Source organism: Pseudoxanthomonas kaohsiungensis (assembly GCF_010211765.1).
GTDB lineage: Bacteria > Pseudomonadota > Gammaproteobacteria > Xanthomonadales > Xanthomonadaceae > Pseudoxanthomonas > Pseudoxanthomonas kaohsiungensis.
In genome coordinates, this window is the sequence record NZ_PDWO01000001.1 from 413,515 (window position 1) to 439,663 (window position 26,149).

The 26,149-nt window shown below is 71.6% G+C and carries 18 protein-coding genes and 4 tRNA genes; 8 read left to right on the plus strand and 14 right to left on the minus strand.

Going from position 1 to position 26,149, the window contains the following annotated elements; all coding sequences use genetic code 11:
* Positions 1-72 precede the first annotated feature (72 nt).
* Together CSC66_RS01880 and CSC66_RS01885 are read right to left on the minus strand one after the other, a co-directional pair.
* Complete coding sequence (locus CSC66_RS01880; RefSeq protein WP_162375654.1) at positions 73-1,728, minus strand: acyl-CoA dehydrogenase family protein; 1,656 nt, start codon at positions 1,726-1,728, stop codon at positions 73-75.
* Positions 1,729-1,777: 49 nt separating this feature from the next.
* Positions 1,778-3,844, minus strand: coding sequence for a GGDEF/EAL domain-containing response regulator (locus CSC66_RS01885; protein ID WP_162375656.1), 2,067 nt, complete (start codon positions 3,842-3,844; stop codon positions 1,778-1,780).
* A gap of 172 nt (positions 3,845-4,016) precedes the next feature.
* Between CSC66_RS01885 and CSC66_RS01890 the strand changes: the two genes are divergently transcribed.
* The 6 genes from CSC66_RS01890 (at position 4,017) to cspE (ending at position 8,275) form a co-directional block, all read left to right on the plus strand.
* Positions 4,017-4,529, plus strand: coding sequence for a CYTH domain-containing protein (locus CSC66_RS01890; RefSeq protein ID WP_162375798.1), 513 nt, complete (start codon positions 4,017-4,019; stop codon positions 4,527-4,529).
* A gap of 143 nt (positions 4,530-4,672) precedes the next feature.
* Positions 4,673-5,359 (plus strand): DsbA family oxidoreductase, encoded by a 687-nt coding sequence (locus CSC66_RS01895; RefSeq protein ID WP_162375658.1) that lies wholly within the window; start codon positions 4,673-4,675, stop codon positions 5,357-5,359.
* Between the two features lie 195 nt (positions 5,360-5,554).
* Positions 5,555-6,553, plus strand: coding sequence for a beta-N-acetylhexosaminidase (gene nagZ / locus CSC66_RS01900; protein WP_162375660.1), 999 nt, complete (start codon positions 5,555-5,557; stop codon positions 6,551-6,553).
* Positions 6,554-6,593: 40 nt separating this feature from the next.
* Complete coding sequence (locus CSC66_RS01905; protein WP_162375662.1) at positions 6,594-7,178, plus strand: hypoxanthine-guanine phosphoribosyltransferase; 585 nt, start codon at positions 6,594-6,596, stop codon at positions 7,176-7,178.
* 7 nt (positions 7,179-7,185) lie between these two features.
* Positions 7,186-7,926 carry an S-methyl-5'-thioinosine phosphorylase gene (locus tag CSC66_RS01910; protein WP_162375663.1) on the plus strand — a complete coding sequence of 247 codons (741 nt, stop codon included), beginning with the start codon at positions 7,186-7,188 and terminating at the stop codon, positions 7,924-7,926.
* A 142-nt stretch (positions 7,927-8,068) separates the two neighbouring features.
* A complete protein-coding gene (gene cspE / locus CSC66_RS01915) occupies positions 8,069-8,275 on the plus strand; it encodes a transcription antiterminator/RNA stability regulator CspE (RefSeq protein ID WP_052629532.1) in 207 nt (68 codons plus the stop codon).
* Between the two features lie 680 nt (positions 8,276-8,955).
* Here the strand turns inward: cspE and CSC66_RS01920 are convergent.
* Entirely contained in the window at positions 8,956-9,747 is a 792-nt protein-coding gene (locus CSC66_RS01920) for an alpha/beta hydrolase (RefSeq protein WP_202935573.1), read from the minus strand.
* A gap of 194 nt (positions 9,748-9,941) precedes the next feature.
* Here CSC66_RS01920 and CSC66_RS01925 point away from each other — a divergent pair, with 194 nt between their 5' ends.
* The gene (locus tag CSC66_RS01925) at positions 9,942-11,237 is read left to right on the plus strand and encodes an alpha/beta hydrolase (protein ID WP_162375665.1); all 1,296 of its coding nucleotides are present in this window, start codon (positions 9,942-9,944) and stop codon (positions 11,235-11,237) included.
* Between the two features lie 267 nt (positions 11,238-11,504).
* Here CSC66_RS01925 and CSC66_RS01930 read toward each other — a convergent pair whose 3' ends face one another.
* The 8 genes from CSC66_RS01930 to CSC66_RS01965 all read right to left on the minus strand — a co-directional run bounded on the left by CSC66_RS01930 (position 11,505) and on the right by CSC66_RS01965 (position 23,916).
* On the minus strand, positions 11,505-16,418 hold the full coding sequence (locus CSC66_RS01930) for an alpha-2-macroglobulin family protein (protein WP_202935574.1): 4,914 nt from the start codon (positions 16,416-16,418) through the stop codon (positions 11,505-11,507).
* A gap of 114 nt (positions 16,419-16,532) precedes the next feature.
* The gene (locus tag CSC66_RS01935; RefSeq protein WP_162375669.1) at positions 16,533-18,047 is read right to left on the minus strand and encodes an ATP-binding protein; all 1,515 of its coding nucleotides are present in this window, start codon (positions 18,045-18,047) and stop codon (positions 16,533-16,535) included.
* Positions 18,048-18,049: 2 nt separating this feature from the next.
* On the minus strand, positions 18,050-18,493 hold the full coding sequence (locus CSC66_RS01940) for a response regulator (RefSeq protein WP_162375670.1): 444 nt from the start codon (positions 18,491-18,493) through the stop codon (positions 18,050-18,052).
* The gene (locus tag CSC66_RS01945; protein ID WP_162375672.1) at positions 18,490-20,304 is read right to left on the minus strand and encodes a sensor histidine kinase; all 1,815 of its coding nucleotides are present in this window, start codon (positions 20,302-20,304) and stop codon (positions 18,490-18,492) included. The genes CSC66_RS01940 and CSC66_RS01945 overlap by 4 nt, the downstream gene beginning before the upstream one ends.
* A gap of 164 nt (positions 20,305-20,468) precedes the next feature.
* Positions 20,469-20,543 (minus strand) — tRNA-Val (locus CSC66_RS01950).
* Positions 20,544-20,731: 188 nt separating this feature from the next.
* Positions 20,732-22,366, minus strand: a complete 1,635-nt coding sequence (locus CSC66_RS01955) for an FMN-binding glutamate synthase family protein (RefSeq protein ID WP_162375674.1) — start codon at positions 22,364-22,366, stop codon at positions 20,732-20,734.
* A gap of 147 nt (positions 22,367-22,513) precedes the next feature.
* Positions 22,514-23,809, minus strand: coding sequence for a nucleotide sugar dehydrogenase (locus CSC66_RS01960; RefSeq protein WP_162375676.1), 1,296 nt, complete (start codon positions 23,807-23,809; stop codon positions 22,514-22,516).
* A 23-nt stretch (positions 23,810-23,832) separates the two neighbouring features.
* A tRNA-Leu gene (locus CSC66_RS01965) sits at positions 23,833-23,916 on the minus strand.
* Between the two features lie 107 nt (positions 23,917-24,023).
* Between CSC66_RS01965 and CSC66_RS01970 the strand changes: the two genes are divergently transcribed.
* Entirely contained in the window at positions 24,024-25,037 is a 1,014-nt protein-coding gene (locus tag CSC66_RS01970; protein WP_162375678.1) for a LacI family DNA-binding transcriptional regulator, read from the plus strand.
* 78 nt (positions 25,038-25,115) lie between these two features.
* On the opposite strand, the gene CSC66_RS01975 is transcribed toward CSC66_RS01970, so the two are convergent.
* The 3 genes from CSC66_RS01975 to CSC66_RS01985 form a co-directional block, all read right to left on the minus strand.
* Entirely contained in the window at positions 25,116-25,709 is a 594-nt protein-coding gene (locus CSC66_RS01975; protein ID WP_162375680.1) for a hypothetical protein, read from the minus strand.
* A gap of 158 nt (positions 25,710-25,867) precedes the next feature.
* Positions 25,868-25,941: transfer RNA gene (locus CSC66_RS01980), tRNA-Cys, on the minus strand.
* A gap of 122 nt (positions 25,942-26,063) precedes the next feature.
* Positions 26,064-26,139, minus strand: a tRNA-Gly gene (locus CSC66_RS01985).
* Between the last annotated feature and the right edge of the window lie 10 nt (positions 26,140-26,149).

A 26,149-nucleotide genomic window follows, 5' to 3' on the forward strand; every position in this document is an offset into this window, starting at 1 on the left:
CCGGCCCTACCCGGAGCGGACGTAGAGCGGGGCTTGCCCCGCTGCTTCCGCGGCGAACCGGAACACGCCCGCCTACCGCGGAAGGGCGCGGGCGAGGATCGGGCCGAAGTCGATGTCCACCGGCAGCGTGCCCAGCGCCTGCCCGTGCTCGCCGCCGAGCCGGCTGCGCAGGAACGCTTCCGCCAGCGGGCTGCCTGCTTCCAGCAGCACCGCCCCCTGCAGGACCAGCGCCAGCCGTTCGACCAGCGCCCTCGCCTGCGCCTCCACGCCCTCGCCGCCGCCCGCCAAGCCCGCGCCCAGGCGCGCGGCTTCGTGCTCGAGCAGCGGGTGGCGCGCCGCAGCGCGTGCCAGCGTCGCCTGCAGGGCCTGTGCGCACGCGGGTTCGCGCGACAGCGCGCGCAGCACGTCCAGGCACTGGATGTTGCCGCTGCCCTCCCAGATCGAGTTGAGCGGCGCCTGCCGGTACAGCCGCGGCAGGATCGATTCTTCCACGTACCCGGCGCCACCCAGGCACTCCTGGGCCTCGTTGACCACCGCCGGCGCGCGCCGGCACAGCCAGTACTTGCCGGCGGCGGTGGCCACCCGCGCCAGCGCGGCGGCGTGCGGATCCGATGGCGCCGCATCCACCAGCGCGGCCACGTGCAGGGCCAGGGCGGTGGCCGCCTCCGACTCGATCGCCAGGTCGGCCAGCACGTTGGCCATCAGCGGGTGCGCCGCCAGCGGCCGGCCGAACGCGACCCGGTGGCGCGCGTGGTGCAGCGCCTGCGCCAGCGCCATCCGCACCTCCGCCGCAGCGCCGAGCATGCAGTCCAGGCGGGTCAGCATCACCATCTCGATGATGGTGGCCACCCCGCGCCCCTCCTCGCCCACACGCCAGGCCAGCGCGCCGCAGAACTCGACCTCTGACGAGGCGTTGGCCCAGTCGCCGAGCTTGTCCTTCAGGCGCATCAGCCGGAACGCGTTCTTCGCCCCGTCCGGCAGGCGCCGCGGCATCAACAGGCAGGTCAGGCCGCCGGGCGCCTGCGCCAGGACCAGGAAACCGTCGGACATCGGCGCCGAGAAAAACCACTTGTGCCCGACCAGCGCATAACCATCGCCGGACGCCAGCGGCGTGGCGGTGGTGGCGTTGGCGCGCACGTCCGAACCGCCCTGCTTCTCGGTCATGCCCATGCCCAGGGTGATCCCGGCCTTCTCGCTCGCCGCCACGTCCCGCGGGTCGTAATGCGGCGCAGCCGCCTTGTCGGCCCAGTCGCGCAGCGACGGTTCGCGGCGCAGCACCGGGACGGCGGCGTGGGTCATGGTCAGCGGGCAACTGGTGCCGGCTTCGACCTGGTGGTGCAGGTAGCTGAGCGCGGCGCGGGCCACGTGGGCGCCGGCGCCGGGCCGGTGCCAGGACAGGCCGGCCACGCCATGCGCCTTGGCCAGTTCCATCAGCCGGTGGTAGGCCGGGTGGAATTCCACCGTGTCGATGCGCTGGCCGTGGCGGTCATGCGTGCGCAGGCGCGGCCGATCGCGATTGGCGTCAAAGCCCAGCCGGTACAGCTCGTCGCCAGCCAGGCGCGCATAGCCCTGCAGGCCATCGCGGTATCCGTCGGCGCCACCGCGGGCCACCCCCTCGCGCAGGGCGATGTCATCGGCCCACAGGTCGCGCGGCTCGAACGCCGGCGGCACCGGGCCCACGCGATGGGTCTCGAACGGCGGCAGGTCCTGCGCGGATGGTTCGGACATGGCGTCCCTCCTCCCGACGCGGCCGGCGGCTTCGACGCCGCTGCCGCGGTCAGCTGAAGTCGAAGTTCATCGCCGCCCCCACCGGAGCGACGAATCCACCGGCGACGTAGTCGACGCCCGCGCTGAACAGCTGGCTCAATGCCTGCGCGTCGTCGACGTCCTCGGCCAGGGTGGCGATGCCCTCGTCGCGCGCCCGGGCGGTGATCTCGCGGACCTTGTCCTGCGCTTCCCCTGGCCGGCCGATCTCGGCAGTCAGGCCCGGATCGATCTTGAGGAACGAAGGCTTGAAGTGGGCCAGCAACTGGAAGGAGTCCAGGCCGGAGCCGAACTGCTCCAGGCCGACCCGGCAGCCCAGTGGCGACACCGCAGCGAGGAACTGCTGCGCGTTGCGCAGGTGGGTGAACACCTTGGCTTCCGGCGCCTCCAGCCACAGGCGCTCGCCCGGCACGCCATGGGCCGCCAGCTCCTTCCGGATCAGGTCGACCATCGTGGCGCTGGCGAACGAGGCCGGGCTGATCCGGACCAGCATGCGCGTCTGGCGGCCGGCGCGCTCGCGCTCGCCCAGCGTGGCGATGGCGTGGCGCACCACCCACAGGTCGATCTCGCCGAGCAGGCCATGTTCCTCGGCGATGCCGAGGAAGCCCGACGGGGTGACCAGCTCGCCGTTGGCGTCGACCCGCAGGTGCGCCTCGTAGAGCTCGCCCGGCTCGCCCTGCAGGCTCATCACCGGCTGGTAGTGCAGGACGAAGCCTTCACCGACCAGGGCCTCGCGGATGCGGGTCACCCACAGCGCCACGCGCTCTTCCTCCGCGCGGTCGGCCGCGCCCGGGTCGAACACCTGCACCGTGTTGCCGCCGAGCTCGACCGCCGCACCCAGGCACTGGTTCGCCCGCGACAGGATCTGCGGCACGCTGGCGATCTTCTCGCCCACCTGCACGCCGCCGATGCTCGCGGTCACGGTCACCGAGCGGGCGCCCACGCTGAAGACATGGGTGGCGAATGCATCGCGCAACGCATCGGCCGCCGCGCGGGTCCGCGCGTGGTTGCCCTCGAGCAGCAGGGCGAAGCTGTGCTCGCCGAAGCGCGCGGCCTTGACGTTGGCATCGATCGTGCTGCGCACGCGCTCGGCCAGCGCCGCGACCAGCGCATCGGCCGAGTCCAGGCCGATGTCCGGCAGCAGGCGCGCGTAGTGGTCGGGCTCGACCAGCAGGAAGCCGTACTGGCCGCCATCGCGGCCGACCGCGGCCACCGCGTCCTCGAGCAGGTGCATGAACGTGGGCCGGTTGAGCAGGCCGGTGACCTGGTCGCGGCGGCGCAGTTCCTCGACCTCGCGCGCCAGCTCCGGGTCCAGTTCCTCGCGCCGGCGGAACACCACCTGCACGCACGGCTCGCCTTCGTAGGTGGCAGTGGCGAACTCGAGCTTGGCCGGGAAGGTGCTGCCGTCGACGTGGCGCGCCTCCATCAGGTACTCCGGCGGCGGCGGCTCGCCCTTGGACAGGGACTTGAGCAGCTGCTTGAAGCCGTCGATGTGCTGCGGACCGACCAGGTCCAGCAGCGACATGCCCTCGACCTCGTCGAACGCCTCGAACCCGAACATCTCCAGGTAGGCGTCGTTGGCACGGATGTGCATGCCTTCGTGGATGTAGGCCACCGGGTCGCGCGAGGAGGCGATCAGCGAATCGCAGCGCCGCTCGGTCTCGCGCAGCTGCGCCTCCAGCCGGCGCAGGCCACGCCGCGCGTCGAGGTCGGCCCATTCGCGGCGGACCGTTTCCAGCAGGTGCTCGGGCCGGTGCTTGAGCACCAGCGCGCGCGCGCCGCCGCCGAGCGCGCCCAGCACCGCGGCCTCGTCGATCCGGTCGACCATCAGCAGCAGCGGCAGGTCCTTGCCGCTGGCGGCCACCTGGGCGCGGACCTGGTCCAGCGGCATCGCCGCCGAGTCGACCGCCACCACCAGGTCCACCGCCTGGCTGGTCACCATGTGCGCCAGTTCGGCGGCGTTCTGCGGCCGCAGGGGCCGCACCGCGATGCCGCCGTTGCGCAGGGTGCTGACGATCGCTTCGGCGTCTTCCACGCGGTCGTCGACGATGAGCAGGCGGATCGCGGTGTCTTTCTGCATGCGTAAGGGCCAGGGAACCTGTCGGGCGCCGGGGGGCGCGGCAACCGGTTTAATACACGATGCCCGCCGGAGCGTCCATGCCGCGCCGCGTGAAAGCCGACGCCGTTGGCGGCTGCACCATGCGGCCGCGCGCACTACCATGGCCGGCCTGGCAGGCACGGGTCGCGGCAAGATGGGCATCGAGATCGAACGCAAGTTCCTGGTCGCCGGCGATGGCTGGCGCGCCGGCGCCGAGCGCGTGCAGGCGATGGCGCAGGGGTACCTGAACGACCTGGGCGCGGTCGAGGGCGGCACGCAGAAGGCCTCGGTGCGGGTGCGGATCGAGGGCGACCGCGCCTTCCTCAACCTGAAGTCGCGCGAGCTGGGCCATACCCGGCAGGAATTCGACTACCCGCTGCCGGTGGAGGACGCACGCCAGTTGCTCGCGCTGTGCGTCGGCGGGCTGGTGGAGAAGCGGCGCCACTACGTGCGCCACGCCGGCCACCTGTGGGAAATCGACGAGTTCCTAGGCGCCAACGCCGGGCTGGTGGTGGCCGAGCTCGAACTGGATTCGGCCGACGAGGCCTTCGTCCGCCCGGCCTGGCTCGGCGAAGAGGTCACCGACTCGCCGCGCTACTACAACCTGGCCCTGGCCGGACGCCCGTATTCGCAATGGTCCCCTGCCGAGCGCGACGGCTCCCGGTAGCCGCCCGGCGCGGCGGCGACAGCGGCAGCGGAACCACGACGGCGTCGCCCGCGCCGGCGCCATCGCCTCGCCGGCACGGCCGGCTCCGGCAGGACCGGTGCACCGGCTTGCCCGCGGCGCCTCGCGCCCCCATTGTCCCGTCCATGAGAATCGACATCTGGTCCGACGTGGTCTGCCCCTGGTGCTGGATCGGCAAGCACCGCTTCCAGCGCGGCCTGGACCTGTTGGGCCCGGGGGCGCCCGCGGTCGAGGTCCACTGGCACCCCTTCCAGCTCGACCCCGACGCCGGCACCGATCCGGTGCCGCTGCGCCAGGCCTACGCGGCCAAGTTCGGCGGTCCCGAGCGCACCGAGCAGATCCTGTCGTACACCCAGTCCACGGCACGCGCCGAGGGATTGCCGATGGACTTCAGCCGTGGCCAGGTGCGGGTCACCACCCTGCCCGCGCATCGGCTGATGTGGCTGGCCGCGCGCGAGGGCGACGCAGGGGCAGTCGGCGAGGCCCTGTTCCGCGCCCACTTCGCCGAGGGCCGCAACCTGGCCGATCCGGCGACGCTGGTCGAGGCCGGCGCCGCCGGCGGCCTGGCGGCCGAACGCATCCGCGCCTGCCTCGACTCGGACGAAGGCCTGGCCGAGGTCCGCGCGGAGCTGGCCCAGGCCCAGGCGATGGGCATCCGCGCGGTGCCGACCTTCGTCATCGACGGCCGCCATGCGGTCCAGGGTGGGCAGGCGCCCGAGGTGTTCGCCCAGGCGCTGCGCCAGGCCATGGCCGGGTCGGCAGCGGCCACCGCCGCCGGCGAGGCCTGCGGCCCGGACGGCTGCTCCGTGTAGGGGCCGATTCATCGTCGACGCGACGCCGCAGGCACAGGCGACGCCGCCACCGTGCCGACGCCCGTGTCGCCGATGAATCGGCTCCTGCAATGCCGAGGCGGCGATCATCCGGCATCCGGGCCGTGCCGCCATGAATGCCCGCATCTGCGACAATGCCCCGGCGCGCGGTCCGCGCGTGATACGGAGTTCCCACGCATGCTCGTGATCGGCGTCGCCGGCACCGAACTGACCGCGCAGGAGCGCGACTGGCTGCAGCACGATGCCGTCGCCGGCGTGATCCTGTTCAAGCGCAATTTCGCTTCGCGCGACCAGGTGGCCGACCTGTCGGCCGCCATCCGTGCCGCCGCGCCGCGGCCGCAGCTGGTCTGCGTGGACCAGGAAGGCGGACGGGTGCAGCGCTTCCGCGACGGCTACAGCGACCTGCCGCCGCTGCAGCGCTTCGGCGAACTGTACGCCGGCGACCCGCAGGCCGCCCTCGCCCTGGCCGAGGAACACGCCTGGCTGATGGCCAGCGAAGTGCGCGCCAGCGGCGTGGACCTGAGCTTCGCGCCGGTGGTCGACCTGGCCCGCGGCAACCGCGCGATCGGCGATCGCGCCTTCAGCGACGATCCGCAGGTCGTCGCCGCATTCACCCGCGCCTACGTGCGCGGCATGCACAGCGTCGGCATGGCCGCCACGCTCAAGCACTTCCCCGGGCACGGCACCGTGCTGGAGGACACCCATTTCGACGACGCGGTCGATCCGCGCCCGCTGGATACCTTGCGCGCCGAAGACCTGGTGCCTTTCGTCGCCGGCATCGAGGCCGGCGCCGACGCGGTGATGATGGCGCACGTGGCCTATCCGCAGGTGGCGCCGGAGCCGGCCGGCTATTCCCGGCGCTGGATCGAGGAGATCCTGCGCGCGGAGATGGGTTTCCGCGGCGTGGTCTTTTCCGACGACATCGGCATGGCCGCCGCGTTTTCCGCCGGCGGGGTCCGGTCGCGCATCGACGCGCACCTGGATGCCGGCTGCGACGTGGTCCTGGTCTGCCACCCCGAGCTGGTCGAGGAGTCGCTGCGCGCGGTCGAGGGCCGTGCCCTCAACACCGCCGCCCTCGCCGGCCTGCTCGGCCGCGGCGCGCTCGGCTGGGACGGCCTGCTCGCGGACGCACGCTACGGCGCTGCGCAGGCGCGGCTGCCGGCATCGGCGGCGTGACGCCCCTCCTTCCCTTCCCACTTTCCGGTAGCCCCCTACGATGTCCGAACTGCTGATCGCCGAAGTCCTGGAAAAATCCGACCTCCTGGTCGACCGACCCGCCATCGACGCGGCCATCTCGACCATGGCCGACGCCATCGCACGCGACTACATCGGCGACGTGCCGCCGCACCGCCTGGGCGACAGCTTCGTGCCGGTGTTCCTGACCGTGATGCACGGCGCCCTGCCGTTCGCCGGCCAGTTGGCGCTGGCACTGGGCGCGCGCGGCCTGGACCTGCAGTTCGACTACCTGCACGCGACCCGCTACCGCGGCACCAACCAGGGCGGCGAGCTGGTCTGGAAGCACCGGCCGGCCACGTCGCTGTACGGCCGCCGGGTGCTGATCGCCGACGACATCCTCGACGAGGGCCACACCCTGGCCGAGGTGCGCCGCTGGTGCATCGAGCAGGGCGCCACCGACGTGCGCATCGCCGCGCTGACGGTCAAAGACCACGACCGCTGCGTGGCCGGCCTGAAGGCCGACTACGTCGGCCTGCACCTGCCCGACCGCTACGTGTTCGGCTTCGGCATGGACTACCACGAGCAGGGCCGCAACCTGCCCGGCATCTACGCGCTGAAGGACTGAGCCGGGAATGGACATCGCGCTGGCAGTGATCGGCGGCACCGGCGTCTACCGCCTGGCGACGCTGGAGGACGAGGAAGCCCGCCAGATCGACACACCGTACGGCGCTCCCTCCGGTCCCCTGCGGATCGGTCGGCTGGGCGAGGTGCGCATCGCCTTCCTGGCCCGCCATGGTGAAGGCCACGCGCTGCCGCCGCACAAGGTGAACTACCGCGCCAACCTGTTCGCGCTCAAGCAGGCTGGCGCCCACCGGGTGCTGGCGCTCAATACCGTCGGCGGCATCACCGACGCCTACGGCCCGCGCGTACTGGCCTGCCCGGACCAGCTGGTCGACTACACCTGGGGGCGCGAGTCCACCTTCTGGGATGGCGAAGGCGAGGCGCTGCACGTGGACTTCGGCCATCCGTACAGCCCGATGTTCCGGCACAAGCTGCTGGCGGCGGCGCGGGTCACCGGCGTGCGCGTGGTCGATGGCGGCTGCTACGGCGCCACCCAGGGGCCGCGGCTGGAAACCAATGCCGAGATCGCGCGCATGCGCCGCGATGGCTGCGACCTGGTCGGCATGACCGGCATGCCCGAGGCGGCGCTGGCACGCGAACTGGGGCTGGAATATGCCTGCCTGGCGATCGTGGCGAACTGGGCGGCCGGGTGCGGCGACGCGCAGGAGATCACCCTGGCCGAAGTGCTGGACAACGTCGCCGCCGCCTCGGCGGGGCTGCCGGAACTGGTCGGCGAACTGGCGCGCGGCTGATCGGCCGCGGCCGCGGCCGCGGCCGCGTTAGCGGTAACGCCGGCAACCGTCCGGTGCACGGATTGTCAGCGGCGTTCCACATTTGCATACTCCGCCTCGCGGCAGCCGCCGCGCATCCGTCAATCAAGGACTTCGCAGCATCATGGCCAACGGTACCGTCAAGTGGTTCAACGACGCCAAGGGATTCGGCTTCATTTCGCCGGAAGATGGCAGCGCGGACGTGTTCGCACACTTCTCCGCGATCAACTCCAAGGGCTTCCGTTCCCTCAGGGAAGGACAGCGGGTGAGCTACGAGGTCACCCAGGGCCCGAAGGGTGCGCAGGCATCGAACATCACCCCGCTCGACTGACCGCGCACCGCGCAGTCGCACGCAGGGAACCCCGCCGCATGGCGGGGTTTTTTTTATGGGGTTCCTCAAGGTACGGATGGTCTCTGTCCGGATGGCTGGATCGGCTTCACTTCTCGCACCAGAAGCGCTGAGCCTGCGGGTGCATCCGCTAGGAGCAGGGCGCTGGCTGCGGCGGGCGCTGGCTGTCGCAGAGCACTGGCTGAGGCCGGCGCAGGCTGAGGTAGGGCGCTGGCTGTAACAGACGCCGGCCGGGGAGAGCGCGGCACCGGCGGGGGCCGCCGTCCTGCCGGGGTATGGCTTACCCCTCGGGACGGCATCCTGCCTTTACGAGGGGCCGTGGCACATCCATGTGCCACTTGCGCCATACCCCGGCAGGCCGACGTCCTCGGGCGGCGTGATGGGCATGGCTTCGATCGGCGAACTTGCGGCCATGGCTGCTCGCTGCTCTGTAGGAGCACAGCTTGCCGGCGACACCGGCGTCGGCATCACGAAAGCGCCGCCTGTGCCGAGGGCGTCGCGTCGCGGGCGCCCTTACACGGACGCATGTCCGGACTCCCCGGCTCCTACAAAGGTGCAGGCACCGAAGCCATGGCAGTGCGGTCTGCTTCGCCATTTGCTGCCGGTCCGGGCCAAGCGACGACCAGCCTGTTCGTCGTCGCTGTTGCCCAGCAGCGCCGCTGTCATGGCCCCTGCGCCTCTTCGTGCAGGAACGCGCCATGGCGCAGGAACTGCAGCGTCTGGCCGATGACCACGTCGTTGACCACCATGAAGGTGTGGTTCACCGGCAGCACCAGGAAGTCGTGCATCCCCTCGACCCTGGCCCGTTCCACCGCCACCTTGCCGTCGTTCTCGCCGGGGATCCGGCTCGCCAGCACGCTGTCGATCGCAGTCTGCTCGTTGTCGCTGATGACGCCGAGCGGGAAGTCCACCGGCCCCAGCCGCGCCGGCAGCCCCTCCGGCCCGGTCACCAGCTGCGCCCCGGCCGGGCCGTTGATCCGGTCATAGAGCGCGGTGCCCGCCAGCGCGTCGGCCACTTCGCTGCCCTGGTTCGGCGGGCCGAGCATCACCACCCGCCCCAATCCGTCGACCGCGCCGGACTGCAGGTAGTAGCGCAGCAGCAGCCCGCCCATCGAGTGGGTGACGAAATGGATCGTGTGCGCACCGGACTGGCGGCACGCCCGGACCCCGTGCGGGATCGCGTCGCGCGCCGACACCTCGATGGTCTGGCTCTGCGACGGATAGTCGATGTTGACGGTGGCGTAGCCGGCCTGGCGCAGGACCGCCTCGATCCTGGCCATCGAGCGGTGGGTCCGGCCAAGGCCGTGCAGCAGGACCACGCACTGGCCCTCGACGGGCGCCAGCTCCGGATCCGCTGCAGCCGGCGGCGCGGCGTAGGCGGATGCCATCGCAAGCAGCGCCGCGCAGCCGAACACGAAGCAACATGCATGGCTCCAAACACGCTTGCTGCGCATGCCGCGCTCCCTCGTCCCGCTTGCCTTGCCGGCACTTTATATCCGCGGTGCCGGCCGGACGCCGGGGGGATGGCAACGGCTTCGTCCGCAGCGGCGCTCTGCTACAACGGGCCGAACGGGGACGGGCGTGGCCGTCGTGGCCTCGGCCGCGGGAAGAACGACGCCCTGCTCCAACCAGCCGCCGAGGTTCCGCGATGATCCGCTTCGCCTTATGCCTGGCCTGCCTGCTCCTGCTCAGCGCCTGCCAGCCACCGGTGCGCCTGATGCCGGCGCCGGCGATCTTCCTCAACGGCGAGCACAACCTGTTCGCGGCCAACGCGCACCTCGACAGGAGCAGCCAGATCGAGGTGTTCTACGCGACCAACCGGCTGGCATTCGGCCCGTCCGCCGCGCCGGCGTATACCGTCTTCCCCGGCGACGAGCTGCGCATGGGCGTGGCCACCCTGGACATCGGTGGCGGCGGCCGCAGCTGGGACTGGCTCTACGAGCAGTCCACCCAGGCCTCGGCCGAGCGACGCCCGCAACTGCTGGTGAACTCGATGGACCCGCAGGCCACGGTGCCGCTGGGCGGCAGCGTCGACGCACCGGGCGAGGCGGCACTGGCGTATTTCCGACGCATCGACGAGGCCCTCGCGCAGGCGGCCGATCCTGACCTGACCATCTACGTGCATGGCGCCAACACCAGCGTCGGCCGGGCCACCGCGCAGGCGGCGCAGTACCGGCACTTCACCGGGCGGAACTCCGTGGTGTTGTCGTTCCTGTGGCCGTCGGCGGAAAACTTCATGCGGTTCTCGCACGACGTGTCCAAGGCCGGCGAGACCGCCCCGGCCTTCGCGCAACTGGTGCGGATGCTGGCCAGGCACACGCGTGCGCGCCACATCAACGTGATCGCCTACAGTTCGGGGGCGATGGTCGCCTCGCCGGGCCTGGCCCTGCTGGGCACGCCGGCGCCCGGCTACGACCCGGCGTCGGTGCGCCTGGGCGAGGTCTACTTTCCCGCGCCGGACGCCGATTTCCGCCGGTTCGTCGGCGAGCTGCAGGCCTACCACGGGTATCCGCGCCGGGTGACGGTCACGGTGAACATGCGCGACTCCGTGCTGGTGCTGTCGCGCCTGCACCAGCGCGGCTCGCGCGCCGGCCGGCCCGACCCGTCCGAACTCGGCCCGGAAGATGCGCAGTGGATGGTCGAGGCATCGCAGCGCCTCGATTTCGACCTGATCTCGGCGCGCGCCGGCGACCTGCCCGGCATGGACCGGCGCTCGCACGTGTTCTGGTACGACCACCCGTGGGTCAGCAGCGACGTGCTGCTGAAGATGCTGTTCCACTTCGAGCCCGGACAGCGTGGACTGCAGCGCAACCGCAGCGAGGCCGGCCTGCAGTACTGGACATTCCCGCAGGACTACGAGACGCGGCTGGACGCGGTCATGGACGGACTTGTCCGCACCGCTGCGGCGCAGGCGCAGCAGGACGAGAAGACCTCGACGCAGTAGGGCCCGTCGCCGTGCTGCAGCGTAGAGCGGGGCTTGCCCCGCTGCCCACGCTGCAGGCGCCGTAGAGCGGGGCTTGCCCCGCTGCCCACGCTACAAGCGTCGTAGAGCGGGGCTTGCCCCGCTGCCCAACCGCCCGGCCAGCCTATCAGCGGGGCAAGCCCCGCTCTACGGATGACAGGCGCTCCAGCGGCACACCCCCGCTCCACGACCAGGCGGGACCATCGGCGGGGCAATGCCCCGCCTCCTGGCCGGCGATGCCACCCGCCCTCAGGGGGGCGTCACCGTCACCTGCGCCGGGCGTGCCACGCCGGTGCCGCGCAGGGTGGGCCGGTACATGTCCTCGGCCTGCGGCGGCGGCACCGTGTAGGTGCCCGGAGTGACCGCGCGCACCAGGTAGTACAACCGCGCGGTCGTACCCTGGCCCAGCGCCAGCGCCGCCGCGTAGCGGTCGTCGCGGTACTCCTCGTGGCGCAGGTCGGCCTGGCCGGCGCGGTCGGCGAGCGCCACGCCCTCGATGCCCACGCCGTCCCACTGCGCGGCGTCGCCCAGGTTGAGGTTCTCGGCCTCCAGGCCCGCCGGCAGCAGGTCGGTGACCAGCGCATCGGGCATCGCTTCCTGGGCCTGCACGGTCAAGCGCGCCACCAGCACCTGGCCCTCCTCGAGCGCACCGCCCTTCCACGGCGTGCCGTCGGTCAGGAACCAGTCGCGGACCACGCCCACCTGGCGGCGGTCCTCGGCCGGTGGCTTCTGCGGGATGCCGGCGACCTCGATGCTGGCGTAGAACGGGCCGCCCCCGGGCTCGAACCGCAGGCCGCGCGCCAGCGCGGCATGGTCGAGCCGGCGGGTGAGGCTGGCCGCCGGCTGCAGCACCTGCGCGTCGCCACCGGCCAGCAGCCGCCCGCCGAGCTTGCGCCCGTCGCCGGCGTCCAGCGCGCGTCCCAGCCGGGCCACGGCCATCTGCTCCTGGGTACTGAGCCACATCCGGCCCTGGTCGTCGCGGCGGGCCTGCAGCGCGCGGGCCAGGTCGACAGCGCGCGCGTCGTACTTCGCCTCGGCCCTGCCGCGCTCGTGCAGCAGCGCCACCATCAGCGCGTCGTCGCGAATGCGGCTGCCGTAGTCGCCCAGCCACGGCGGCCGCTGCTCAGGATCGCGGGCGAAGCCGTCGGCGATCGCCGCCGCCCCGCGCTTGCCATCGCCCTGCAGGGCCAAGGCCAGGCCCAGCTGGACCAGCGGCAGGCCGGTGAGGCTGCTGCCCTTCTCCTGGTCGTACATCGCGCGCAGGGTGCCCAGCGGGGCGCGGTTGACCCGAGCCAGCACGTAGCCGGCGTAGGCGCGGTTGGCGAAGCGCAGGTGTTCGCGGTGGTCGCGGCCGTAGAACTGCGCGCCACCGGACAGCAGGTCTTCGGAGAGCCGGTCCAGCGCCTTCTGCAGCACGCCATCGGGCACGGCGAAGCCGGCCTCGCGCGCGTCGAGCAGGAAGTCGACGATGTACGGGGTCAGCGCCGGCTCCGCGTCGCCCTCGCCACCCCACAGCGAGAAGTGCCCGTTGCCCGTCTGCATCGCGGCCAGGCGGCCGAACGCACCTTCCATGCGCGCACGCCGTGCCGGTGCGTCCAGCACCGGGCCGCCGAGCCGCTGTGCGGTCTGCGGATCCATCACCAGCGCCGCATAGCCCTTGCTGGTGGTCTGTTCGGCGCAGCCGTAGGGATAGTCGAGCAGGCCCTGCAGCGCCGAGGCGAACGGGATCGGCGGCGTGGCGGTCACCCGCAGGCGCACGTCGACGGTATCGGCGATCAGGCCATCGGCCAGCGCGGCATCGAGCACCAGCGGCGCGCCGTCCTCCAGCACCCGCGTCTGCGCGCGCAGGACGCCCGGCCAGGCCGCGCGCACCGGCAGGTCGTAGCGCCGGTCAACGGCGTAGCCGCCGCCGTCCACGCGAACGCGCACCTGCGCCACGGAATTGCCCGGCTGCGCGAGCAGCGGGAACTCGAGCGTGGCCTTGGCGCCGTCCTCCAGCCGCAGCCGGCGCTGGCCCTCGCCCACGGCCAGCGGACCCTCGCCTTCCACGCGCACCCGGAACTCGCCGGCGCTGCCGCTGAAGTTCTGCAGGTCCAGGCTGACCGTGCCGCGATCGCCCGGGGCCAGCACCCGCGGCATGCCCGCTTCGGCCACCACCGGCGCGCGCACCAGCACCTCGCCGTCGCGCTTTCCGTAACGGTCGTCGGCATAGACCAGCACCGACACCCGCAGGGTGCCGTTGAAGTCGGGCAGCGGCAGCTTCAGCCGCGCATTGCCCTGCGCGTCCAGCGCCACCGGCCCGGAGAACAGGTCCACGGTCTGCACCCGCGCGGTCGGCCGCCGCGCCTGCGGCAGCGCGTCGAGCGCCAGGTCGCCACCGAACCGCATCCGCGCGCTGCCGCCGTCGAAGCTCTCGATCACGCGTCCGTAGACGTCATAGGCATCGGTGGCCAGCCGGCGCTGGGCGAAGAAATGCGCGTTGGCGTCCGGGACCGGGAAACGGGTGATGTTGAGGATGCCCACGTCCACCGCCGACACGGTCACGTGCGCCTGCCGCCCGGCCAGCTGCGGCGCGCTGACGGTGACCGGCAGGTCCTGTTGCGGCCGCATCTGCGCCGGGACCTTGAGCCCCACGGCGACCCTGCGGTCGTCGCGCCGCATCGGCACGTGGGCCACGCCGACCGCGCGCGCCGGCGTCACCTGGCTGGTCGCCGAGCCGCCGCGGAACACCAGCGCGGTGACATAGACGTCGTGTCGCTCCCAATCCTCGGTGACCGGGACCTCGAAGGTGCCCGACGCCTTGCCGTCCTTGCCGCGCACCTCGATCTCGTGCACGTAGAGCAGGCGGTCGCTCTCCACCATGAGGACGCCGCGACCGGCATGCGGCGGGGTCACGGTCACCTTGAGCGTATCGCCGGCACGATAGGCGGTGCGGTCCAGGGCCAGCTTGACCTTGTCCGGGCGCGCATCGGGGCCGCGGTTGTCGTCGCCCCAGCTCCAGCCGGCGCGGAACGGGTAGCGCATGGTCAGGCCGGTCGAGGGGTCGAGCACGTCGACCCGGTACTCGCCCCACTCCACCGGGAAATCGAAGCGGGCCGCGGTCGCGCCAGCGTCGAGCGTGCGCGTTTCCACGTTCTCGAAGCGGCGGGTGAAGTCGTAGTCCCAGCCGCCGTCGTCCTGGTAGCGCCAGTGGTAGTCGCGCAGCTCGCGCACCAGCGTGACCTTCAGCCCGCCCGCCGGTTCCGGCCGGCCCTGCGCGTCCACGCGCACCAGTTCGAAGCGGGCGCTGGCGTTGGCATCGGCGCCGTCGTCCGGGTCGAACAGCGGACGCACCCCGACCAGCGCCGGCGCAGGCCACAGCACGCGCTGCAGGTTCCGGTTCACCGGGCGGCCACCGCTCTCGTGCACGCTGCCGGCGAGGGTCACCAGCACCGGCGTGGCGGCGCGCGTCGCTTCCTCCGGCAACGGCAGCGAGGCCTCGATGCGTCCCCGCGGATCGAACGCCTGGTCGAGCACGTCGCGCGGCTCCTTCGGCAGTTCCACGGTCGGGTCGCCGAAGGAATAGCCCGGCAGTCCATCGAGCGGTTCGCGAGCCACGGCCAGCGCCATCTTCGCGGTGAAACGGTTGCCCGCCGCCGGCGCGCCGTACAGGTAGGCCGCATCGGCCTGCAGCTTCAGCGGCTCGCCCGGGCGCAGGGTGGCCTGCTCCTTCGGCGTGGACAGTTCGAGCTTCAGGCGCTCGGGCAGGAACTCCTCGATCCGCAGGGTCATGCCCTGGACCACGTCCTTGCCGGCCGGGTCGGTGCGGAACTCGACCTGCCAACGCCCGGTCGGCGCGTCGGCCGGGATCGCCTGCTCGAAGGCGTAGTAGCCCTGCGCACCCGGGTCGAGCCGCGTCTCGCGGAACACGCGGCCGTCCGGCTGTTTGAGCCGCAGGAACAACGGCTGGCCGCGGCCGCCCGCCGGCAGCGGCAGTGCCCGGCCGTCGTCGTCGCGCAGCAGCGCGCTGATCCGCACCGTCTCGCCGGGGCGGTAGAGGTCGCGCCCGGACCAGGCGAACACGTCGAACGCGGCCTGCGCGCGCCCGCCCACCGCGAACTCGGACAGGTCCAGTGCCGGCTGGTTGAACGGGAGCAGGGACACGTCCTTGCCGCGGCGCGCCACCAGCACGTGGCCGGCGTCCAGGGTGTATTCGAGCAGCGCGTTGCCATGGCCGTCGGTGGCCGACTTCAGCAGCGCCTCGCCCCTGGCATCGAGCACGCGCAACTCCACCCCGCTCAGCGGCGCTCCATCGTGCAGCGAGGCGGCATGCACGAACACGGTGTCGCGATAGGCGCGCGCATGCAGGCCGATGTCGCTGACGGTGAAGAACGCGGTGTCGTACTGGTCGCTGAACTGCCCGACCCGGCGCAGCACCGCGAAGTACAGGCCCGGCTGCTGCAGCTCGGCGATCTCCTGCAGCGGCAGGTAATTGAGCACGCGTTCGTTGCGCTCGCCGCCCAGGACGAAGCGGTTGAGGTAGACCGGCTCGGCCAGGTCGCGCAGCGGCGCCTCGTCGCCGTAGTCGCGGTCGAGCTCCCAGCCGCCACGACGGCCGCCGCGCTGGAACTGGGCGAAGAAGCGCGGCAGTTCGGACTCGCGCACGCGCAGGAACTCGACGTCCACCTCCGGCACGTTCACCGACACCACCGGCAGGCCACGGCTGTCGCGCGCCGGCAGCACGCTGCCCTGCGAAGCGAAGCCGGCCACCGGATCCAGCTCGCCGGTGTGCACGGTCTTTTTCAGCGGTGCGGCCAGGCGGCTGCCATCGGCAGCCAGCAGGCCCGCGGCCACGGTCACGGTGTAGTCGCGCGCCGGCTCCACGTAGGGGTAGCGCAGGGTCCTGCCGTCGTCCGACAGCGACCAGCCGCTGTCCCCGGAACCGGCCGGCTCGACCGTCAGCAGCCGGTCGAACTCCTGGGTGCCGACCAGGGGCCGCGAGAATTCCAGCGCCAGCGCCAGGCTGCCCTCGTGCTGGTCCGGCCAGGCACGGACCAGGCCGAAACCGCTGACTTGCTCGCGCTTGGCCTGCAGCTTCTCGCCACCGGCCTCGGGCAGCTGCCCGCCGGGATCACGGCTGCACCCGGCCAGGGCGAGCAACAGCGCCAGGCATCCCGCCACCATCCCGCCGGAGAACCGGCCCCCGTTCCCCCTGCCCACCGTCGCCGCCATGCGCCGCACTCCCTGCCCGCGTTGCAGCGAGTATAGGCGGCACCGGCCAAGACCCGGCGCGTCAGGTCATCCGCGCCCGCGCAAGGCCTCGGCGACCGCCTCGAACAGGCGGTGCATCCCCAGCGGCTGCGTCAGCCGCAGCAACGGCATCGTCGCCGGCACGAGCGAGGCGTCGAGCGGCGCATCCTCGTCCTCGATCACGATCGCCGGTCCCTCGTAGCCGGACTCGTGCATGGTGGAGAGCAGCCGTTCGGCCGGGAACAGCTCGATTCCGCTGTCGACCAGGACCACGTCGGCCGAACCGGTCTCCGCCCAGCGCCGCAGCGCGGCGGCGCCATCCGTCGCCAGTTCCGGCCGGTAGCCCTGGCTGACCAGGGCGTTGCCGATCAGGCTCATGCGCGAGCCTTCGCGGATCACCAGCAGGATCCGCTCGCCCTGGCCGAGGACCGTGACCGGCGCCTCCTCGACCTCGGGGCCGGACTCGTCCACCGCGGCAGGCAGCCACAGCTCGAAACGCGTGCCCTGGCCCGGCGCGCTGTCTACCCCGATGCGGCCGCCCAGGCTCTCGATGATGCGCTTGCACGACACCAGCCCCAGGCCGGTACCGCCGGGCTTGGTGGTGAAGAACGGGGTGAACAGGTTCTCCCGGGTATGGGCGTCCATCCCGTTGCCGGTGTCGGCCACCACCACGCGCACGCCCCCGTCGGCCTCTGCCGCCGACAGTTCCAGGCGCCCGCCGGCGGGCATGGCCTGGATCGCGTTGAGGCACAGGTTGAGCAGGCATTGCTGCAGCTCGGTGTAGTTCGCGTCGAGGACCAGCTCGGGGTCGGCCAGCTCCACCTCAAGTTCGACCGTGCGCGGCAGGCTGCCCTTGAGCAGCAGCTGCACCGCATGGAACAGGTCGGCCAGCCGGAAGCGCTCGCTGGCGCGTCGCGAACCGCGCACGAAGGACAGCATCGACTCGGCCATCTCGTGCCCGCGCCGGCCGCACTCGGCCACGACCTTGGCCAGCTGGTGCAGGCGCGGGTCCTCGCTGCGCTGGGCGATCAGGTCCGGCACGATCAGCAGCGGCTGCAGGATGTTGCGCAGGTCGTGGCTGAGTCCCGCGGCCAGCAGCGACAGGCTTTCCAGCCGCTGGCTGCGCATCAGCTCGGCTTCCACGCGCGCGCGCTCGGCCTCGGTCCGGGCTTCGCGCAGCGCGCGTTCCACCGCGGCCGGCAGGCGCGCGCTGCTGTGCTTGAGGATGTAGTCGTTGGCGCCTTCGCGCAGCGCGGCGACCGCCACGTCCTCGCCGATCGTGCCCGAGACGAAGATGAAGGGCAGCCCCGGCGCCTGCCCGCGCACGATCCGCAGCGCCTCGTGCCCGGAGAAGCCGGGCATCGACAGGTCCGACAGGACGATATGCGGATCGAAGTCCGCCAGCGCATGCCGCAGGCCCTTCTCGTCGTCCACCCGCAGGTAGTCCGCGGCCAGGCCGGCCTCTTCCAGCTGCATCTGCAGCAACTCCGCGTCCTCCGGCGAATCCTCGACGAACAGGACCCGGAAGCGCGCGTCGCTGCTGATCGCCCGCAGTGGCGCCATGTTCAACCTTCGCCCACCGGCGGTTCGTTGATCACCGCCCAGAACTTGCCCAGGGTCTTCACGGCCGCGAAGAACTGGTCGATGTCCACCGGCTTGACCACGTAGGCGTTGACGCCCAGGTTCCAGCTGCGGACCAGGTCGCTCTCCTCGCGCGAGGACGAGAGGATCACCACCGGCATCCTGCGCAGGCGCTCGTCGGCGCGGATGCGCTGCAGCACTTCCAGCCCGTCCATGCGCGGCATCTTGATGTCCAGCAGCAGCACCGCCGGGTCCTCGTCGGAACGGTCGGCGAAGCGGCCCTTGCGGTGCAGGTACTCCATCGCCTCGACCCCGTCCTCGACGTGGACGATCGGGTTGGCCAGGTTCGCCTCGCGCAGCGCATCGACCGCCATTTCGGCGTCGGCGAGGCTGTCTTCGGCCAGCAGGATGGTGCGGATCGCGCTCATGCAAGGATCTCGTTCGTGGAGGTGGCGTCCTGCGCGGGCAGGACGAAATGGAACGTGGCGCCCTGGCCCGGGGCGGATTCGGCCCAGACCCGGCCGCCATGGCGCGCGACCACCCGGCGCACGCTGGCCAGGCCGATGCCCGTGCCGGGGTAGTCGCTGGCCTTGTGCAGCCGCTGGAACACGCCAAACAGCTTGCCGGCGTACTCCATGTCGAAGCCGACGCCGTTGTCGCGGACGCTGAAGTGCAGCTCGCCGGCAGGCGTGGTCTCGCACGCCACCTCGACGATGGCCGGCTCGCTGCGCGCGGAGTACTTGACCGCGTTGCCGAGCAGGTTGAGCCAGACCTGGCGCATCATGTTCTCGTCCGCGATCACCACGGGCAACGGCGCGATGCGCCATTCGATCCGGTGCGAGGCCATGCCCTCCCCGGCATCCGCCTCGCGGTTCGCGTCGAGCACCGCCCGCGTTTCCTGGACCAGCGACTGCATGTCCACCGCCTGCAGCTTCATCGCGTGGCGGCCCAGACGCGAGTAGACCAGCAGGTCGTCGATCAGCGACGACATGCGCCGGGCCGAACCCCCGATCACCTCGAGGTAGTGGGCGCCCTTCTCGTCGAGTCCTTCCCCCAGGTGGCGCGAAAGCTTGTCCGCGAATCCTGCCACATGGCGCAGGGGCGCACGCAGGTCGTGCGACACCGAATAGCTGAACGCTTCAAGTTCCCGGTTGACTTCGGTCACCTGCTCGACCTTGCCCTCCAGCTGCCGGTTGAGGTCGCCGATCCGCTGCTGCGCCGCCTTCTGCGCGCTGATGTCGCTGACCGTCATCAGCACCACCTCGTCCTCGCGGTCGGGCAGCTGCATGCGCCGCGCGTTGAGCAGCATCGTCCGGCTCACGCCGTCGGAGGTGCGCTGCACGTGCTCGAAATCCCACAGCTCGCGGCCGCGGCTGAGCACCTCGGTCAGGCGCTGGCGGATGACCGGGTCGCGCCAGGCGCCGTGCCCGATCTCGTCCAGGCGCTCGGGCATCTGCCCGTCCTCGCCCGCGTACAGCTCGGCGAAGGCGGTGTTGTGCATGAGCACTCCCAGGTTGGCGTCCAGCAGCACGATCGGCTCGCGCACGGTCTGGACCACGGCCAGCGCCCTGCCGCTGGCGCGCACCAGCTCCTCTTCCGAGGCGGTGCGCCGCTGCTCCATGCGGTACAGCAGGTAGATCACCGCGCCCATCAGCGCCAGCTGGGCCAGCAGCGCGGCCAGGCCGAGCTGGCGCACGCGCGTCCGCTGCAGTTCCGCGTAGGCGCTGCGCTCGGCCAGCAGGCCGCGTTCGTTGCCGAGGAAGTCGCTGAACAACTGGCGCACGGCGTACTGGCCGTACAGCTCGTCGACGAGCCGATCGCGCTCGGCCGGGGCGACGCCCATCGCCAGCCGACGGGCGACGTCCACCCGGCGTATCACCATGCTCTGCAGCCGGCCGATCAGCACCTGCTGCTCGGGATTGTCGCGAGTCATCGCGGTCAGCTGCTGCAGTTGCGGGTCGATCCGCGAGATCGCCTCCTCCAGCCGCCCGCTCAGAACGGGATTGCGGCCGCCCACGCTCATCGCCAGCCCCAGCGAGTCCATTTCCCGGATCAACGCTTCCAGCCCCCGCGCGACCGCCTCGACCTCCTGGGTATGGCGGACCCAGCGGTCGGCCTCCTCGCTCCCGGCCGTCCACTGGCGGATCAGCAGGAACGGCACCAGCAGGATCAGGACGACCGCCGACACCAGCAGCGGCAGGCGCCAGCGCACATAGGAGTGGGTGACTCGGTCCTGCAAGATCGGCCTCTGCAATAGGGGCCGCCCGGCGGCCGGTCAACGGAGGATCATGCCTGCAGCGGGCGGGGTTTGTTAAGGCCAGCCGCGTGAAGGCATGTGAAGGCGAAGCGCGGGCGCGTCCCGGACATGAAAAAAAGCCGGCTGTGAAGCCGGCTTCTCTGACCTGGTGGGCGGTACAGGGATCGAACCTGTGACCCTTGCCGTGTGAAGGCAATGCTCTACCGCTGAGCTAACCGCCCGAAATCTTGGGTATCCGCATCGCTCGATGCGGGGTGCGCATGTTAAATGGACGCCGCAATCCGGTCAACGCCGGCGGACGGCCATCGCGAACGCCTGGCGCAAAGGGGTAGCCCGGCCCACTTCCAGCCAGCCTGCGCCACCGGTCTGGCTGACTTGACGGCCGCCGGGTATGGAGACGCCTGCCCGGTCAGGCCTTGCTCCGGCGCAGGGCGTCCACCCGGGCCGGCGGCTGGAACGCGTCGCTGCGCGCCTCGGCCCAGAAGTCGTGGAAGACCGCATGCCCGGGGATGTGCTCGAGCAGCTCGCCCGGGCGCAGGTAGCGGTACAGCGCCGCCAGCGACCGGATCTCCACCGGCGATACCCGGCGCAGGATGTGTTCCGGGCCCAGGTCGGAGGGGTGGACCAGGCCTGCGGCGCACAGCAGGTCGCGCAGCGCGCGCAGCGTGTTGTCGTGGAAATTGCGCACGCGGGCGGCCTTGTCGGCCGGGTCCAGGTGCTTCCAGCGGTGCGGGTTCTGGGTGGCGATGCCGGTCGGGCAGCGGTCGGTGTGGCAGCTCATCGACTGGATGCAGCCGAGCGCGAACATGTAGCCGCGCGCCGCGTTGCACCAGTCCGCGCCCAGCGCCAGGGTGCGCGCGATGTCGAAGGCGCTGGTGATCTTGCCCGCGGCCGCCACCCGCACCCGGTCGCGCAGCCCCAGGCCGACCAGGGTGTTGTGCACGAGCAGCAGCGCCTCGTGCATCGGCACGCCGATGTGGTCGATGAACTCGGCCGGGGCCGCGCCGGTGCCGCCCTCGGCGCCGTCGACGACGATGAAGTCCGGCAGCAGGTCCGGCGCCAGCGACGCGCTCTCGTGCATGGCCTTGGCGATGCCGAACCATTCCCAGGGATGGCCGATCGCCAGCTTGAAGCCGACCGGCTTGCCGCCCGACAGCTCGCGCAGGCGGGCGACGAATTCCAGCAGGCCGATCGGCGTGGAGAAGGCCGAATGGCTGGCCGGCGACACGCACTCCACGCCCACCGGCACGCCGCGGGTGGCGGCGATCTCGGCGCTGACCTTGGCCGCAGGCAGGACCCCGCCGTGCCCGGGCTTGGCCCCCTGCGACAGCTTGACCTCGATCATCCGCACCTGCGGCCGCGCGGCCTGCTCGGCGAAGCGGACCGGATCGAAGCGGCCGCCAGCGTCGCGGCAGCCGAAGTAGCCCGAGCCGATTTCCCAGACCAGGTCGCCGCCGTTCTCCAGGTGGTACGGCGAGATCGAGCCCTCGCCGGTGTCGTGGTAGAAGCCGCCGCGCCGGGCGCCCTCGTTGAGCGCGCGTATCGCGTTGGCCGACAGCGAACCGAAGCTCATCGCCGAGATGTTGAACACGCTGGCCGCGTAGGGTTGCGTGCGGCCGGCGCCGACCACGATCCGGAAGTCGTGGCTCGCGATCCGGGTCGGCGCCAGCGAGTGGTTGATCCATTCGTAGTCCACGGCGTACGGGTCCTGCAGCGAACCGAACGGAACCACGTCCATCACGTTCTTGGCGCGCCGGTACACCAGCGTGCGCTGCTGGCGCGAGAACGGCGCCTCGGCGGTGTCGCTTTCGATGAAGTACTGGCGCATCTCCGGGCCCACGGATTCGAGTCCATAGCGGAAATGGGCCAGGATCGGGTAGTTCCGGCGCAGCGTGGTCCGGGTCTGCAGCAGGTCCCAGGTGCCCAGCACCACGAGCAGCCCGCCGGACGCCACGCCCCACCACCAGCCGGGCCAGCGCAGCGCCAGTGGTATCGACGCCAGCAGCACTATCCAACTGGCGATATAGGCCGAATAGCGGCTCATCCCGTCTCCCGCGAATGGCGTGGCGGCCCCCAGTCTAGCGGGGTCGGGTCGTGATGCCCTCCAGGGGAGCACACGCCCTGGGGAGGGGTGATGCAGCCGACGACCGGCGCGGGCGAGCACGGACCCGCGCGGCGTGGGTCCACGCCGCTAGAGTCGGTCGTCCACTGCGCTGCGCGGCCAGACGGATTTGACGTCGTAGACCGCCGCACCGGGCCGACCGAGCGAGCGCACCCGGGCGGCGTCGTAACCGCGATACTCGTCGTGCGCGACCGCCAGCACCACCGCATCGTAGGCGCCGGCTTCAGGCACCCGCCGCAATGGCACGCCCAGCCGTGCCGACTCTTCCGGGTCGGCCCAGGGATCGCAGGCATCCACGCGCGCACCGCCCGCGGCCAGCTGCAGCGCCAGGTCGAGCGCACGGCTGTTGCGCAGGTCCGGGCAGTTCTCCTTGAAGGTCACGCCCAGTACCAGCACCCGCGCGCCCTCGGCCCCGACGCCCCGCTCGGCCAGCATCGCCCGCACCCGTCCGGCGACATGGGCCCCTACCCGTTCGTTGACCTGGCGCGCCGTGCGGATCAGCTCGGGGTGGTAGCCCAGGCTCTCGGACTTGTGCAGCAGGTAGTAGGGATCCACGCCGATGCAGTGCCCGCCGACCAGGCCGGGCCGGAACGGCAGGAAGTTCCACTTGGTGCCAGCCGCCTCCAGCACATCGCCGGTGTCGATGCCCAGGCGGTCGAAGACCAGCGCCAGCTCGTTGACCAGCGCGATGTTCACGTCACGCTGGATGTTCTCCACCACCTTGGCTGCCTCGGCCACGCGGATGGAAGGTGCGAGGAAGGTGCCGGCGGCGATCACCTGGCGGTAGAGCGCATCGACCACGGCGGCCGCCTCGGGCGTCGAGCCCGAAGTGATCTTGCGGATATCGGCGAGCCGCCGTTGGCGGTCGCCCGGACTCACCCGCTCGGGGCTGTAACCGCAGCTGAAATCGATGCCGAAACGCAACCCGGAACCCTGCTCGAGGATTGGCACGCAGATTTCCTCGGTGGTGCCCGGGTAGACCGTGGACTCGTAGATCACCAGTGCGCCGCGCCGCAATGCGCGCGCCACCAGCATGCTGGCTTCGCGCAGCGGCGCCAGGTCCGGGTTGTGCGAGGCGTCGATCGGCGTGGGCACTGCGACGATGAAAATGCCGCAGCCATCGAGGTCGGCGGGGTCGCTGCTGAAGCGCAGATGCGCGGCTGCGCCGATTTCCGCGGCATCCAGTTCCAGCGTCCGGTCCGCCCCGCCTGCCAGTTCGGCCACCCGGCGCGCGTCGATGTCGAAACCGACCACCGGCCTGACGGCCCCGAAGGCCACCGCCAGTGGCAGGCCGACGTAGCCCAGGCCGATCACCGCGATGCGGGCATCCTCGGCGGGCAGCGGCACGATCGATGCGGCAGGCATGGAACTCCTGGCTGGTTCGGGAATGCCCGGGGCGGGGGTCGAACCCGCATACCCTTTCGGATGGGGGATTTTAAGTCCCCTGTGTCTACCGGTTTCACCACCCGGGCATGGCGCGTGCATTGTGCCATCGACTCGGGGACGTACCGCGGCCGGCCCGCGTTGCTATGATGCCGACGGCCCGCGACCAGCCGACGGGCCAAGGGAATGCGGACGCATGCGGGCCAGGATCGAGGACGTCGCCGCGGCGGCGGGCGTTTCCATGAAGACCGTCTCGCGGGTGTTCAACCGCGAGCCCAACGTGCGCGAAGAGACCCGGCTCAGGGTCGAGGAAGCCGCGCGCCAGCTGCGCTACCGCCCCAACTCTTCCGCGCGCAGCCTGGCCGGCCGGCGCTCGTACCTGATCTCGCTGCTCTACGACAATCCGTCGTCGAACTACATCATGGAGATCATCGAAGGCGTGCTGGCCGCCTGCGAGCAGGCCCACTACGGCCTGACCCTGCGCCCCGTCGATTTCGGCCGCCGTGGCCACGTCGAATCGGTCGAGGGCCTGGTCAACCAGTACCGGCCCGACGGCCTAGTGCTGACCCCGCCGCTGACCGACGACCTGCCCCTGCTCCGCCGCCTGCGCGAACTGGACGTGCGCTACGCCGGCATCTCGGCCAAGCGCAACAACGCGCGCATCGGCGCCACCCTGGACGAGCGCGCGGCGGTGGCCGACATGATGGCCCACGTGGTCGCGCTCGGGCACCGGCGCATCGCCCACATCACCGGCCATCGCAGCCACGGCGCGCGCGCCTGGCGGCTGGCCGGCTACCTGGACGGCCTGAACCAGGCCGGGATCGAACCGGATCCGGCGCTGGTGATCGAAGGCGAGTTCTCGTTCGAATCCGGCATCGCCGGCGCACGCCGGCTGCTGGACCTGGACGACCCGCCCACCGCGATCTTCGGCGCCAACGACGACACCGCCTGCGGCGTGATCTACGAAGCGGCCGCGCGCGGGCTGGCCGTGCCCGACCAGCTGTCGGTGTTCGGCTTCGACGACACGCCGATGTCGCGCCAGGTGTGGCCGAGCCTGAGCACCATCCGCCAGCCCAGCCGCGACATGGGCCGGATCGCCGCGCGCCAGTTGCTGGACGAGATCAGCGGGCACGGTGCGGGCGGCATTGTCCGCCTGCCCTACCAGCTGCAGATCCGCCACTCGACCGGGCCGGTGCCGCAACGGCGCTGAGCAGGCACGGCATCCGGCCCCAGGTCGAACCGGGCCACGCGAACGCGGACCCGGCAGGGCGGCGTCGCCGCTATCGGATCACTGCGGACGCGGGCGGATGTCCACCGCCACCGCTTCGCTGAAGGTCACCCGCAGCAGGTCCCCGGCCTCGATCCTCGCCAGGGCCGCACGCAGGTCTTCGCGCAGCACCTCCAGGGTGACCACGTTGCCGCGCGGTCCCTTGAGGGTCACGGTGCTGGCGGCCGCGTCGACGGCCAGGACCTCGGCCACCAGGGTGACGGTCTCGGAAGCCGATCCGCCCGGCCGGCTGCCGGCCCCGGCGCGGCTGCCGCCCTGCTCCACCGTCGTGCCGACCTGGGCGCTGCCCGCCGGCTCGATCTGCGCGGCGACCGCGCGGTGGTAGTCCAGCGCGACCCGGTCGCCAACCTGGAGCTGGTCGAAATTGCGGACCTGGTCATCCACGTAAACGTCCAACTCGGCTCCCTCGCTGCCGCGGATCGTAACCATCCGGTTGGCGCGGTCGACCCGGGTGATCGAACCTTCCAGGGTCACCTGCTCGGAGCTCAGGGTGACCGGCGCACGGGCCGCCGTGTCGGCCGGGGTGCTGCTGCAGGCGGACAGGGCAAGCACGGTGGCGATGGCGAGCGGTGACGAGAAGCGGGTCCAGCGCATGACGGGACTCCAGGCACGCCGCGGGAGTGCGGACGGGCCGAGGATCGGCAGTCGTGCGTTAAGCCGGCGTTGGGCACCTGGCATGCGGCGGTGAGCGGGCCGGCCCATTGCCCGGGAAGCACCTGGCCCGCTTGCGCGGGCCAGATGGGAGTACCGGATGGAGGCCTGGGTCGGAATTGAACCGGCGTACGCGGATTTGCAGTCCGCTGCATAACCACTCTGCCACCAGGCCGGATGGCGCAAGGCCGCCGCCGCAGTGTAAACGCTGGCGCCGGCCCGACAAAACAAAACCCCGTTGCCGGGGTCTGGTTTCGGCCCTGTCCGAAGCCGGCGGCTACGGCAGGATCGTGTGTCTGGAGCGGGAAACGAGACTCGAACTCGCGACCTCAACCTTGGCAAGGTTGCGCTCTACCAACTGAGCTATTCCCGCTTGGGAGACG